Annotated in this window: 16 protein-coding genes and 1 other RNA gene; 14 read left to right on the forward strand and 3 right to left on the reverse strand. The window is 47.5% G+C overall.

Annotated elements, in window-relative coordinates:
* Positions 1 to 77: 77 nt before the first annotated feature.
* From G9F50_RS03230 to G9F50_RS03250, 5 genes are read left to right on the forward strand one after another with little or no spacing between them, the layout of a single operon-like run.
* On the forward strand, positions 78 to 791 hold the full coding sequence (locus G9F50_RS03230; protein ID WP_060562560.1) for a lantibiotic protection ABC transporter ATP-binding protein: 714 nt from the start codon (positions 78 to 80) through the stop codon (positions 789 to 791).
* Positions 788 to 1,522 (forward strand): lantibiotic immunity ABC transporter MutE/EpiE family permease subunit, encoded by a 735-nt coding sequence (locus G9F50_RS03235; RefSeq protein WP_060562561.1) that lies wholly within the window; start codon positions 788 to 790, stop codon positions 1,520 to 1,522. Before G9F50_RS03230 ends, G9F50_RS03235 begins: the two co-directional genes overlap by 4 nt.
* A complete protein-coding gene (locus G9F50_RS03240) occupies positions 1,519 to 2,292 on the forward strand; it encodes a lantibiotic immunity ABC transporter MutG family permease subunit (RefSeq protein WP_060562562.1) in 774 nt (257 codons plus the stop codon). Before G9F50_RS03235 ends, G9F50_RS03240 begins: the two co-directional genes overlap by 4 nt.
* A gap of 21 nt (positions 2,293 to 2,313) precedes the next feature.
* Positions 2,314 to 2,976 carry a response regulator transcription factor gene (locus G9F50_RS03245; RefSeq protein ID WP_007613820.1) on the forward strand — a complete coding sequence of 221 codons (663 nt, stop codon included), beginning with the start codon at positions 2,314 to 2,316 and terminating at the stop codon, positions 2,974 to 2,976.
* Positions 2,967 to 4,370: a sensor histidine kinase gene (locus tag G9F50_RS03250; protein ID WP_015387701.1), complete on the forward strand. Its 1,404-nt coding sequence runs from the start codon at positions 2,967 to 2,969 to the stop codon at positions 4,368 to 4,370. Before G9F50_RS03245 ends, G9F50_RS03250 begins: the two co-directional genes overlap by 10 nt.
* 84 nt (positions 4,371 to 4,454) lie before the next feature.
* Here the strand turns inward: G9F50_RS03250 and catR are convergent, their stop codons facing one another.
* The 3 genes from catR to rghR form a co-directional block, all read right to left on the reverse strand.
* Positions 4,455 to 4,772: a catDE operon transcriptional regulator CatR gene (catR, locus tag G9F50_RS03255; RefSeq protein WP_003151672.1), complete on the reverse strand. Its 318-nt coding sequence runs from the start codon at positions 4,770 to 4,772 to the stop codon at positions 4,455 to 4,457.
* A gap of 81 nt (positions 4,773 to 4,853) precedes the next feature.
* On the reverse strand, positions 4,854 to 5,285 hold the full coding sequence (locus tag G9F50_RS03260) for a helix-turn-helix domain-containing protein (protein ID WP_003151674.1): 432 nt from the start codon (positions 5,283 to 5,285) through the stop codon (positions 4,854 to 4,856).
* A gap of 24 nt (positions 5,286 to 5,309) precedes the next feature.
* The gene (rghR, locus tag G9F50_RS03265) at positions 5,310 to 5,720 is read right to left on the reverse strand and encodes a transcriptional repressor RghR (RefSeq protein WP_003151677.1); all 411 of its coding nucleotides are present in this window, start codon (positions 5,718 to 5,720) and stop codon (positions 5,310 to 5,312) included.
* A 195-nt stretch (positions 5,721 to 5,915) separates the two neighbouring features.
* Between rghR and G9F50_RS03270 the strand changes: the two genes are divergently transcribed.
* The 9 genes from G9F50_RS03270 to G9F50_RS03310 form a co-directional block, all read left to right on the forward strand.
* Positions 5,916 to 6,101, forward strand: a complete 186-nt coding sequence (locus G9F50_RS03270) for a helix-turn-helix domain-containing protein (RefSeq protein WP_087920807.1) — start codon at positions 5,916 to 5,918, stop codon at positions 6,099 to 6,101.
* A gap of 123 nt (positions 6,102 to 6,224) precedes the next feature.
* Positions 6,225 to 6,455, forward strand: a complete 231-nt coding sequence (secG, locus tag G9F50_RS03275; RefSeq protein ID WP_003151681.1) for a preprotein translocase subunit SecG — start codon at positions 6,225 to 6,227, stop codon at positions 6,453 to 6,455.
* A 118-nt stretch (positions 6,456 to 6,573) separates the two neighbouring features.
* On the forward strand, positions 6,574 to 7,314 hold the full coding sequence (locus G9F50_RS03280) for an alpha/beta hydrolase (protein WP_007409986.1): 741 nt from the start codon (positions 6,574 to 6,576) through the stop codon (positions 7,312 to 7,314).
* 18 nt (positions 7,315 to 7,332) lie between these two features.
* Positions 7,333 to 9,666: a ribonuclease R gene (gene rnr, locus G9F50_RS03285; RefSeq protein ID WP_031378334.1), complete on the forward strand. Its 2,334-nt coding sequence runs from the start codon at positions 7,333 to 7,335 to the stop codon at positions 9,664 to 9,666.
* Between the two features lie 139 nt (positions 9,667 to 9,805).
* Entirely contained in the window at positions 9,806 to 10,276 is a 471-nt protein-coding gene (smpB, locus tag G9F50_RS03290) for an SsrA-binding protein (RefSeq protein ID WP_003151688.1), read from the forward strand.
* Between the two features lie 168 nt (positions 10,277 to 10,444).
* Positions 10,445 to 10,807: a transfer-messenger RNA gene (gene ssrA, locus G9F50_RS03295) on the forward strand.
* A 75-nt stretch (positions 10,808 to 10,882) separates the two neighbouring features.
* Positions 10,883 to 11,188, forward strand: coding sequence for a barstar family protein (locus tag G9F50_RS03300; protein ID WP_060562563.1), 306 nt, complete (start codon positions 10,883 to 10,885; stop codon positions 11,186 to 11,188).
* 114 nt (positions 11,189 to 11,302) lie between these two features.
* Complete coding sequence (locus G9F50_RS03305) at positions 11,303 to 12,097, forward strand: SDR family NAD(P)-dependent oxidoreductase (protein ID WP_060562564.1); 795 nt, start codon at positions 11,303 to 11,305, stop codon at positions 12,095 to 12,097.
* Between the two features lie 121 nt (positions 12,098 to 12,218).
* On the forward strand, positions 12,219 to 12,380 hold a 162-nt coding region (locus G9F50_RS03310), incomplete at its 3' end, for a helix-turn-helix domain-containing protein (RefSeq protein WP_144490604.1).

Here is a 12,380-nt window from a genome sequence, read left to right on the forward strand (position 1 = left end):
TTTGATTTCTTGATTAAATTTTGATAACTGCGCTGTAAAGTCTTACTTATCAAATAACAAAGCAGAGGGGTAATCAAATGAGCAACATCTTAGAAACGAGACAGCTGCAAAAATCATTCGGCAGACAACAGGCAGTGGCTGATGTGTCTCTATCGGTTAAGCGCAACAGTATATACGGCCTGCTCGGTCCGAACGGCGCGGGAAAATCAACGACACTTAAAATATTGACCGGAATCTTGCAGCAAACATCCGGCGAGGTTCTGTTCGACGGACATACATGGAAGCGCGAAGATTTGAAAAGCATCGGTTCCCTGATTGAAGCGCCGCCGCTTTACAGCAACCTGACAGCTGCTGAAAATCTGAAAGTCCGCTGCGTGATGCTCGGACTGCCTGATTCAAGAATTGCGGAAGTGCTGGAAATCACGGGATTAACGGGAACCGGAAAAAAGCGCGCCGGACAATTTTCCATGGGAATGAAACAGCGTCTCGGCATTGCGTTAGCATTATTAAACCGTCCGTCGCTCTTAATTCTTGATGAGCCGACAAACGGATTGGACCCGATGGGAATTCAGGATTTGAGGGAATTTATCCGCTCTCTGCCCGGACAGGGAATAACGGTTATTTTATCAAGCCACCTGTTATCAGAAGTCGAGCAGATCGCAGACCATATCGGAATCATCAGTGACGGCGTTTTAGGATATCAGGGAGAAATCAGCCGGGAAGACGATCTGGAGCGGCTGTTTCTGGAGGTTGTCAAATCGACACGGGAGAAAGCGGGGATTGGGAAATGATTCAGTACATGCAGGCGGAACACCTTACATCTAAAAGAACATTTATCAGAAAGCTGATCATTCTGATTCCGCTTTTGAACACGGCTTTTTCTTTTCTGCTGAATACGGCCTATTTTATGACGGTCACGTTCAATTGGTGGGCGGTTATTTTCATGCCGCTCATGATTGCTCTAATGTGCGGTTTATCTGTTAAAAAAGAGAAAAAATCAGCGAATGACCGTGCGGTGTACTCACTGCCGGCTGACTTGAAGAGCATATGGTTCTCAAAAATAAACTTGATCGCGCTGTATTCACTCCTGTCGCAAATCGTCTTTTTAGTCATCATGTTTTTGCTTGGCCTTGTATTTCCGGGAATTGCTGCGGTTCAGCTGAAAGGTATTGAAGCAAGCTCCCTTTTGTGGCTGTCTACGCTTTGGGAAATTCCGTTCTGCTTATGGATTGCCAGACAGTTCGGGTTTACGGCAGTCATTCTCGTGAATATGATCGCCGCCTTTGTTTTAGGCATTGTGCCGGCATCCGGTTCATTGTGGTGGCTGAGCCCATGGAGCTGGTCAGTCCGGGTGATGTCACCGATTCTCGGGATCCATCCGAACGGAATTCCGCTTCCCGCAGACAGCGGCTTATTAAACGGAAACGTGATCATTCCGGCTATTATTCTTTCTATTCTTTCTTTTATCGCGATAAGTTTTGTTTCCGCAGTGTCTTTTTCAAAAGGAGGAAACCGGTCATGACCGTGCTTTTACGATATATATGGGCCGATGTATTAAAAATGAAGCGCACGCCGCTCATATGGATGCATGCTGCGGCGCCGGTTTTATGCGCGGGATTTTTCCTGTTATATATGATGTATGGAAGGATTCAGGAGCCTTATGTGCTGTACAGCGTCTTCTTCAGCGCGATTGCCGTTTTATACCCTTTCATCATCAGTATTGTCTGCGGCATGTCTGCCTCCGTCGAGGAACAGGCGGGTCATTTTCAGATGATGCTGGCGGTTCCGTATTCTAAAATTATCAGTTTTGCGGGAAAGCTGCTTCTGCTGCTCCTATTGAATGTGTTATCGGCAGGTCTTGCCATCTGTCTTTATTTGGCGGGGATGAAATTTGTTCTTCACATCAATGATCTCCCGTATCTTCTCTTTTTAAAAGGAGGGGCGTGGCTGATTGCCGGCAGTATTCCGCTTTATATGATGTCTTTTTTTGTCGGCATAAAGTACGGCATGGGACCGTCCGGGCTTTTAGGGGGTGCGGGATTATTAATGGCGGCGCTCATGAATACGGGACTTGGCGATACCATCTGGCGTTTTTTCCCGTGGGCATGGAGCGTGCGGCTTTCAGGCCTTGCAGGACTGCTGCATTTTGACAAAGTCAAAAAAGAGTTCCTCCCTTATGTAAGATACGATATGAGATTCGGAGAAATAATGTTATATTTTTCTATAGTGATATTATGTCTGGCCGGCCTCTATTGGTGCAGAAGATGGGAAGGGCGGCGTTCATATGAATAAAGGCAAGGAGCGATTCGGCCGGTGGCAAACATTTTAGCAATTGATGATGAAAAAGATATTCTCGTTCTGATCAGAAACATTTTACAGCGTGATCAGCATACAGTAACGATCCTGGAAAAAGCGGAGGATCAGTCATTGGATTTTTTTCAAGGCTATGATTTGATTCTTCTTGATGTCATGATGCCCGGAACCGACGGGATTGAACTCTGCCGGAGGATTCGGCCGCTGGTGGACAGCCCGATCCTGTTTTTAACGGCAAAGTCTGACGAAGAATCCATTGTGAAAGGCCTCATGACAGGCGCTGATGATTACATCACAAAGCCGTTCGGCGTACAGGAATTGATGGCAAGGGTAAACGCGCATGTCAGAAGGGAACGGCGGGAAAAGCATCAGACGAAACGGCTGATATCAGGCTTCATGTTTGATTTTGACAATAAAGAAGTATGGATTGATGACCGGAAACTGCCTCTTACGAAAAACGAATATAAAATCGTTGAATGTCTGGCACAGCATAAAAACAGAACATTCTCACGGGAGCAGATTTACGAGGAAGTGTACGGCTTGGACGGCGATGCGCTCTATTCAACCATTACGGAGTTTATCAGAACCATCCGGAAAAAATGTAAAGAACACGGGGCTGATCCGATCAAAACGGTGTGGGGTGTCGGATACAAATGGGAATAGCAAAAGGAAAATCCAGCATCCGCAAAGAGCTTGTCAAATTTACGATCACACTGTGTCTGAGCACGATGGGGGTGGCGGCATTATGTGTCGCCTTAAATGCCATTGCTATGAATGCCGGAGCGATCCTGCCCGCAAACTACAGCGAGCATGAGGCGGAACAGATCAAACCCCGCCTGAAATCAGCGGAAAAGATAACAGAAGACATGATCCCCGCAGGTATGACATACGCCGTTTTTGATAAAAAAACAAAGCGGATGACAAAAGGAACGATGACGGAACAAGATGCAGCCAACGCCAGAAAAAAGATTCAGCATCAGCCGTATTTTAATTATGCTCAAAAAGGATTCATGGTGATAAATCGGAAAGATGAATACGGCGTTCTCCAATATTCACTCAGGTCGGAATTTCAGTCGCCGCTGTTAAGGCGCTATCTGCCGAATTATGAATGGACGGGTCTTACAATTCTGATCACTTTGCTTCTTTTGACCGTTTTTATTGTGACGACGCGTTTCGCCAATCAGCTGAGACGGCATTTCAGCACACTCAGCTCCATTACGGCAAGCATTCAAAAACAGAATTTAAATATCAATCCAAAAAGGTCGCGCATAAAAGAATTTGACGATGTCATTGACTCTCTGCTGAAAATGAAAGACGCGCTTCAGGCATCTCTGGCGGCGCAATGGGAGGCGGAGCGGATAAAGAAAGAACAAATCGGCGCGCTTGCGCATGATATTAAAATTCCGGCAACGATCATTAAAGGAAATGCCGAACTGCTTCAGTTAACAGAACCTGATGAGGAGCAGGCGGAATATGCGCAGTATATTCTGGATGCCGGAAACAAAATCGAGCATTATGTCGGACAGCTGATCCAGCTTTCTAAAGCGGAGGAGGCAGTTGCCGTTCATGTGGAATATACCGACCTCAAAGAGTGGATTCAAAACATATATCGTGACGCGGCGGCGCTTGCGGGGCCGAAACAGATTGATCTCGTCCTCAGCGAACGGGGAATTGACCGAATAGAAGCGCCGATCGATCATGAGCTGCTCCACAGGGCGGTCATGAATATCGCGGCAAATGCCGTCGACTATACGCCAGAAGGAGGGGAAATCCGTGTGGACGTCCTGTGCACCGATTCCGCCCTCCATCTCGCCGTATCCGACAGCGGAAGCGGGTTCTCGCCGGAAGCGCTGAAAAGAGCGACACAGCTTTTTTACACGGAAGATAAAAGCAGACATTCGGCGGGGCATCACGGCATGGGGCTTACATTCGCCCATCATGTCGTACATCTTCACCACGGCGAATTAATACTTGAAAATCAGGAGTCTGGAGGAGCCCGGGCGGAGATTCGAATTCCGCTGGAAGGCGTCAGACAAAAACAAGCCCTGCACGCCTGAGGGCTTGTTTTTCTGTTTAAGAAAAGCAAAAATAAAAACGGCTGTCCGTTTGAGAGATCAGCCGCTTATGCGGAAAAGAGTTTATCAGGAAGGATCAATCCATGTTGAAGACCACTTGGAAATTTCCTCTAAAATAGGGGCTAATGCGCAGCCTTTTTCCGTTAAAGAATACTCAATGCGGACAGGCGTTTCGGGGATAACATCCCGTTTGATGACACCTTCTGTTTCAAGTTCTTTCAGACGTTCTGACAAGACTCTTCCGCTTAAATTCGGAAGCGCCGCTTCAATTTCGCTAAATCGCTGCTGTCCGTTCAATAACTGAAAGACGATTAGAGCCACCCAGCGTTTACTTAGGATGTCGACCGCTTTTTCGAATCTGGGGCACATTTCTGATTGGTTCATGCTTTTTCACCTCGTCTTCTGCTATTATACCGCAAAATCGGAGGGAACGTACGTCTGGCGCTTGTTAAGTTGAGGAGAGGATCAAAAAGAGGATGAGGAATCCGGGGAGCGCTTTTTCGCTTCAGCCGCGATAAAATCAAAGTATTTGCTGACGCTTTCAATATCTTCTTTTGTGAAGTGCTGCCACTTTTTGCTGTCAAACAGCGGCAGATGCTCCGCGCCTCTGTCAACGGCGGTCTGATAGATGGCGCAGATGGATTGATAGCTTTCGGAGGTTTCGCGGATTTCTTCCTGAAATGCCTTGATGTGTCCGGCCCGCGCCATTAACTCCTCGTACGGAATTTTTAATGTGTCCGCCAATTTTCGGATGGTCGCGGGTTTAGGAATGCCGCGGTGCCCGTTTTCAATTCTGGAAATGGTCGCCGAGCTGACGCCGGAATAGACGGCAAGCTGATTGACGGTAAGCTTCCGGGCGCGGCGCAGCTCTCTTAATTGCTTTCCGAATGTGTTCAATAAGATCGCCTCACATGTGCAAAGTCATGAGTCTTCATTTGTTCTTTTTTTGGCTTCAGCCGATAAGAACGCAAAGTATTTATCAAGCAGAACCAAGTCTTCTTTCGACAGGTGCCGCCAGTTCTCCCGCTCCAATAGGGATAAATCATGCAGCTCATACGTTTCGGCTTTTTCCAGCAAGGTGCAGCCCGTGTCGTACGGGGCTCTCGTTTCCTGAACGGTCTCTATGTATCCCGCCGTCTGCATCAGTTCCTCATACGGGATTTTTAACGCATCTGCGAGCTTTTTAATGGTTGCAGGTTTCGGCACCCCGCGTTTGCCGTTTTCAATCCGCGAGATTCCCGCGGCGCTGACGCCTGAATACGTTGCCAGCTGGTTCACTGTCAGATGCCTTTTTTCCCGCAATGTCCGCAATTGTTTCCCGAAGCTTTCCACAGTCTCTCCCCCTCCCGCGGTCTATTTATATTCTAGTATGTTTATTGACTAAAGGGAATAGTCAGGCTGGAAAAGTATTGACAAAAGTTAACAAAAGCCGTATCTTATGTATAAGAAAGAAAGTATTTGACAGAACGGAAGGTGAAGAAAGTGGTCGAAAAGATACAGATCAGAAGAGATTATGTGCTGCAGTATATGGTCAATAATGACTACTCGTTAAACCAGCTCGCCCTGGAGATCGGAATATCTCCCGCCACACTGAGCCGTGTACTGAATGGAGAGCGGAGGCCGGGCCAGCTGGTCATCGGAAAAATGCTCTATTACTTTGACATGAAATTTGAAGATCTTTTTTACTACGACTTTGTTGACAAAAGTCAATGATAATGGAAGATTCAAACGCATTTCCGTTTTTCTGACATGATGTGCACCGATACGGCGTGACATGCCTTTGTTTTTCATGTAAAATAGAAGCAATGTAGGCCAGTCAGTCTGGAGGTGTATGGGATGCACACATTATTGATTACCTTATTGGTCATCGTCAGTATTGCACTTATTATTGTCGTATTGCTTCAAACCAGCAAAAGCGCCGGTTTATCGGGTGCAATTTCAGGCGGGGCGGAGCAGCTTTTCGGAAAACAGAAAGCAAGGGGCCTTGATCTGATTCTTCACCGCACAACCGTTGTGCTGGCAGTCTTGTTTTTCGTGTTGACGATTTCGCTAGCGTATATCGTATAAGGCAATGTTTGTATAAGGTCTGATTTAATATCAGGCCTTTTTCTTGTTGAGAGACGGCGTTTGTTTCTCGCAAAACTGTGGAAAACTAAATTGAATGTGCAAAAAAGGGGTTATGAGCATGAAAATTGTGACACCAAAACCATTTACATTTAAAGGCGGAGACAAAGCGGTGCTTCTGCTGCACGGATTTACGGGAAATACGGCAGACGTCAGAATGCTCGGCCGCTACTTGAATGAGCGCGGCTACACTTGTCACGCGCCTCAATATAAAGGGCACGGCGTTCCGCCGGAAGAACTGGTACATACGGGGCCTGAAGATTGGTGGAAAGACGTCATGGACGGTTATGAATATTTACGGTCTGAAGGCTATGAAAACATTGCGGCCTGCGGACTGTCGCTTGGCGGGGTTTTTTCATTGAAATTGGGTTACACTGTACCCATAAAGGGAATTGTTCCTATGTGTGCGCCGATGCACATTAAAAGTGAAGAGGTTATGTACGAAGGAGTTCTTTCCTACGCGCGCAATTATAAAAAATTCGAAGGAAAACAGCCGGAGCAGATTGAAAAGGAAATGAAGGAGTTTGAAAAAACACCGATGAATACGCTCAAATCGCTTCAGGAGCTGATTGCCGATGTGCGCAAAAACGTCGACATGATCTATTCCCCGACATTTGTGGTTCAGGCACGGCATGACCATATGATTAATACAGAAAGTGCGAACATCATTTACAACGAGGTGGAAACGGACGACAAACAGCTGAAATGGTATGAAGAATCAGGTCATGTCATTACGCTCGATAAAGAACGGGACCTCGTTCATCAGGATGTGTACGAATTTTTAGAGAAACTCGATTGGTAACAAACAGGAGGTCGAATAATGGAAAAAGAAGCGTTTATGGACCGTCTTCTCGCGTTTATGAAGGAAGAGGCGTACAAGCCCCTTACCGTTCAGGAACTTGAGGAGATGCTGAACATCACGGAAGCAGATGAATTTAAAGAGCTGGTAAAAGCGCTGGTGGCGCTCGAGGAGACGGGACAGATCGTCCGCACCAGAAGCAACCGCTACGGGCTTCCGGAAAAAATGAATTTAGTAAAAGGAAAAATTTCCGCGCATGCAAAGGGATTCGCGTTTCTATTGCCGGAGGATACCTCTTTAAGCGATGTGTTTATTCCGCCGAATGAGCTGAATACGGCCATGAACGGCGATATCGTCATGGTGCGGCTCAATTCCCAGTCAAGCGGATCGAGACAGGAAGGCACGGTCATCCGCATCTTGGAAAGAAGCATCGATCGCGTCGTGGGCACATACACAGAAACGAAAAGCTTCGGTTTTGTCATCCCGGATGATAAGAAAATCACGAGTGATATTTTTATTCCGAAACATGCCAATAACGGCGCTGCGGAAGGCCATAAAGTCGTCGTCAAACTGACAAGCTACCCTGAAGGCAGAATGAACGCCGAAGGAGAAATCGTTGAAATACTCGGCCATAAAAATGATCCGGGCATCGATATTTTATCAATTATCCATAAGCACGGCCTGCCGGGAGATTTTCCGGCTGAAGCGATGGAGCAGGCAACAAGCACGCCCGATACCATCGATGAAAAAGACATCAAAGACCGCCGTGATCTCCGCGATCAGGTCATTGTCACCATTGACGGCGCGGATGCGAAGGATCTGGATGACGCCGTCACTGTGACAAAGCTTGATAACGGCAGCTACAAGCTCGGCGTCCATATTGCGGACGTCAGCCATTACGTCACGGAGAATTCCCCGATTGACAAAGAAGCGCTGGAAAGAGGGACAAGCGTGTACTTGGTTGACCGGGTCATTCCGATGATTCCGCACAGACTGTCTAACGGAATCTGTTCTTTAAATCCGAAGGTCGACCGGCTGACGCTTTCCTGCGAAATGACAATCAACCAGCAGGGCCAGGTGACAGAGCACGAGATCTTCCAAAGCGTCATTAAAACGACGGAAAGAATGACCTATTCAGATGTCAACCAGATACTCACAGAAGACGACGCCGAGCTGAAAGAAAGATATGAGCCGCTCGTCCCGATGTTTAAAGACATGGAACGTCTGGCGGAAATTCTCCGGGCGAAACGGATGGACCGCGGCGCCGTGGATTTTGATTTCAAAGAGGCGAAAGTGCTCGTCGATGAGGAAGGCGCCGTTAAAGACGTTGTCATCAGAGAGCGCTCAGTAGCGGAAAAGCTGATTGAAGAATTCATGCTTGTCGCAAACGAAACGGTGGCCGAGCACTTCCATTGGATGAACGTGCCGTTTATTTACCGGATTCACGAAGAGCCGAACGCCGAAAAACTGCAAAAGTTCTTGGAGTTCGTCACGACATTCGGTTATATCGTTAAAGGAAAAGCCGGAGACATTCATCCGCGCGCGCTGCAAAGCATTCTTGATGAAGTGCGGGACCGTCCGGAAGAAACGGTGATTTCAACCGTCATGCTCCGTTCCATGAAGCAGGCGAAATACGACCCGCAAAGCCTGGGCCATTTCGGGCTGGCGACTGAATTTTATACGCACTTCACATCGCCGATCCGCCGTTATCCTGACTTAATCGTTCACAGGCTGATCAGAACGTATTTGATCAACGGACAATCGGACGAAGCGACTCAAGAAAAGTGGGCCGAACGCCTTCCGGAAATCGCTGACCATACGTCAACAATGGAACGGCGCGCCGTTGATGCAGAGCGGGAAACGGACGATCTGAAAAAAGCGGAATATATGCTTGATAAAATCGGCGAGGAATTTGACGGCATGATCAGTTCCGTCACGAATTTCGGAATGTTTGTCGAGCTGCCGAATACGATTGAAGGTCTTGTGCACGTCAGCTTTATGACGGATGATTATTACCGTTTTGACGAGCAGCATTTCGCCATGATCGGCGAACGCACGGGCAACGTTTACCGGATCGGAGATGAAATCACGGTCAAAGTCGTCGACGTCAATAAAGATGAGAGAAACATCGACTTTGAAATTGTCGGCATGAAAGGCACCCGCCGTCCGAGAGAAACGACAGGCGACCGCAGAAAACGCGGCAGACCGGCGCGGAAACGCGTGTTAAACAGCAATACCCCGGCTTCACCGCCGAAATCGGAGGAAAAAGGGGAATGGTTTACAAAACCGAAGAAGAAAAAGAAAAAACGCGGTTTCCAAAACGCGCCGAAACAAAAACGCAAAAAGAAGAAGTAAATGCGAAAAGCAAATGGGGCAAAATGCTCTGTTTGCTTTCTTTCGCAAGCCGCATTTTCATTGTCGCGGAACGCTCCATTTGCTAAAATAAAGCGTATCGCACACATGAACGGTTTTTGCGGAGAGAGGAGGAGAAGGCATGCCAAAAGGATCAGGCAAAGTATTATCGCAAAACAAAAAAGCAAACCATGATTACTTTATAGAAGAAACCTATGAAACAGGCATCGTGCTGCAGGGAACAGAGATTAAGTCCATCCGCGCCGGCCGCGTAAACATGAAGGATTCCTTTGCGAAAATCGAGCGCGGCGAAGTGTTCCTCCACAACATGCACATCAGCCCGTACGAGCAGGGAAACCGCTATAACCACGACCCGCTCCGGACGAGAAAGCTTTTGATGCACCGGAAAGAAATCAATAAGCTGATCGGCCTGACAAAAGAGAAAGGCTATTCCCTCGTGCCGCTTAAGCTGTATTTGAAAAACGGCTTTGCCAAAGTGTTAATCGGCCTCGGAAAAGGGAAGAAAACATACGATAAACGCGAAGATTTAAAACGAAAAGACGCCAAAAGAGAAATCGAAAGAGCGTTCAGAGACAGACAAAAAGGCTTCTGATGTCTGAGCCTTGATGTGATAACTGCCGTATGCTATACTGTTCACACATCAGATTCACAGGCTGTTTTATTGAAGACATTCCCAATTGAATTTGTCTGTGATCATGGTATAATAACAGTACAGCCAGTTGAGCAAGAGCTTGATAGATCTCCCGTATACCCTTAACAAGGGGACGTTACGGATTCGACAGGGATGGATCGAGCTTGAGCTGCGAGCCGAGAGGCGATCTCGTTAACACGCACCTAAATATAACTGGCAAAACTAAAAGTTTTAACCAAAACTTAGCACTAGCTGCCTAATAAACGCAGCGAGCTCTTCCTGACATTGCCTATGTGTCCGTGAAGAGCACATCCAAGTAGGCTACGCTTGCGTTCCCGTCTGAGAACGTAAGAAGAGACTGACAGACTAGCTCTCGGAAGGCCCGCCCGCAGGCACGAAGACGAGTGAAACACGAAATATGCAGGCTACGCTCGTAGACGCTTAAGTAATCGATGTTTCTGGACGTGGGTTCGACTCCCACCGTCTCCATACATAACACAGGAACCGCAGTGCCGTCACTTGACCGCACTGCGGTTTTTTCATGCCGAAATCAAGGAGTGAATGTGAATGGAAATCGTCATCATAGACGGAAAAGATGTTACAAGCACAGAAGCTTTACACCGAATCTTAAAAGATCAATTAGATTTCCCGGACTTTTATGGTGAAAATCTGAATGCCTTATGGGATTGTCTGACAGGCTGGATCGAATATCCGCTGACTTTGGTGGGGAAGAATTTTGAGATCAGTCAGAAGGCATTGGGTTCGGATGCTGATGATGTCTTGGAGTTGTTTCAAGAGGCTCAGGCAGAATTAGATGGTGAATTTTTCATTCAAATCGATCAGCCGTCAGCCGGGACAACGGACAGGCACTAAAAAGTGCGTACTTCCCCTCATCTATTTTTCTATCCGATAATAGGGACGGAAGGTTTCAAGCTTTCGATTTCTGTCCATATATAAGAAGAGACTTGCGATAGGGAGGAATGGATGATGGATTTGCAGTTGAAAGGGAAGACGGCGCTTGTGACGGGATCTACGTCAGGCATCGGGAAGGCGATTGCGGCTTCGCTGATTGCAGAAGGTGCGGCCGTGATCATTAACGGCCGCCGTGAAGAAAAGGTGAACGAAACGATCCGGGAACTAGAAAAACAGACGCCGGATGCCCGTCTCTATCCGGCCGCATTTGATTTAGGCACGGCGGAAGGATGCGGCGCGATTTTTCAGCAGTACCCTGATGTGGATATTCTCGTCAACAATTTAGGAATCTTTGAACCTGCGGAATACTTTGATATTCCTGACGAAGAGTGGCTCCGGTTTTTCGAGGTGAATATCATGAGCGGCGTGAGGCTGACACGCCGGTATGCAAAGCGGATGATTGAACGGAAGGAAGGGCGGGTGATTTTTATCGCGAGTGAAGCGGCCGTCATGCCTTCTCAGGAAATGGCCCATTACAGCGCTACGAAAACAACGCAGCTGTCGCTGTCACGCAGTCTGGCCGAGCTCACGGAAGGGACGAATGTGACGGTGAATACGGTCATGCCCGGCTCCACGAAAACAGAGGGCGTCGAAACGATGCTCGAGTCGCTTTACCCCGGTGAAAACCTGAACGCGGCGGAGGCGGAGAAACGATTTATGAAGGAGAATCGTCCGACGTCGATCATTCAGCGGTTGATCCGTCCGGAAGAAATCGCTCACTTTGTCGCCTTTTTAAGCAGCCCGCTGTCGTCTGCCATTAACGGATCTGCATTGCGGATCGACGGCGGCTTGGTGCGGAGCATTATATAAGATGAACGTAAAAAAACCCCCGTAAAGGGGACTGACCCCATAAGATGAGACAAATAAAAACACCTTCAAGTTTGAATACGGATGAATGTTATCCGAAATTAGACTTGGAGGTGTTTTTTCTATGGGGACAAGAGTGAGTTATCCGGTTGAAGCGAAACAGAAGGCTGTAGAAATGAGATTGGCAGGCGTACCTATGAAAGAGATCATGCAGGAGTTGAATATTAAGAATAAGACACAGGTTCAGACATGGGTTAGATGGTATAAGGCTGGTGATACACATCGA

Origin of the sequence: Bacillus sp. EKM206B (assembly GCF_011066015.1) — a bacterium.
In the GTDB taxonomy this organism is placed as follows: domain Bacteria; phylum Bacillota; class Bacilli; order Bacillales; family Bacillaceae; genus Bacillus; species Bacillus velezensis.

What these genes read in the sequence shown, in the direction of transcription:
- G9F50_RS03230 (WP_060562560.1), top strand. Translation starts at nt 78, where the DNA reads ATGAGCAACATCTTAGAAACGAGACAGCTGCAAAAATCATTCGGCAGA.
- G9F50_RS03235 (WP_060562561.1), top strand. Translation starts at nt 788, where the DNA reads ATGATTCAGTACATGCAGGCGGAACACCTTACATCTAAAAGAACATTT.
- G9F50_RS03240 (WP_060562562.1), top strand. Translation starts at nt 1,519, where the DNA reads ATGACCGTGCTTTTACGATATATATGGGCCGATGTATTAAAAATGAAG.
- G9F50_RS03250 (WP_015387701.1), top strand. Translation starts at nt 2,967, where the DNA reads ATGGGAATAGCAAAAGGAAAATCCAGCATCCGCAAAGAGCTTGTCAAA.
- catR (WP_003151672.1), bottom strand. Translation starts at nt 4,772, where the DNA reads ATGAACCAATCAGAAATGTGCCCCAGATTCGAAAAAGCGGTCGACATC.
- G9F50_RS03270 (WP_087920807.1), top strand. Translation starts at nt 5,916, where the DNA reads ATGGTCAATAATGACTACTCGTTAAACCAGCTCGCCCTGGAGATCGGA.
- secG (WP_003151681.1), top strand. Translation starts at nt 6,225, where the DNA reads ATGCACACATTATTGATTACCTTATTGGTCATCGTCAGTATTGCACTT.
- G9F50_RS03280 (WP_007409986.1), top strand. Translation starts at nt 6,574, where the DNA reads ATGAAAATTGTGACACCAAAACCATTTACATTTAAAGGCGGAGACAAA.
- rnr (WP_031378334.1), top strand. Translation starts at nt 7,333, where the DNA reads ATGGAAAAAGAAGCGTTTATGGACCGTCTTCTCGCGTTTATGAAGGAA.
- smpB (WP_003151688.1), top strand. Translation starts at nt 9,806, where the DNA reads ATGCCAAAAGGATCAGGCAAAGTATTATCGCAAAACAAAAAAGCAAAC.
- G9F50_RS03300 (WP_060562563.1), top strand. Translation starts at nt 10,883, where the DNA reads ATGGAAATCGTCATCATAGACGGAAAAGATGTTACAAGCACAGAAGCT.
- G9F50_RS03305 (WP_060562564.1), top strand. Translation starts at nt 11,303, where the DNA reads ATGGATTTGCAGTTGAAAGGGAAGACGGCGCTTGTGACGGGATCTACG.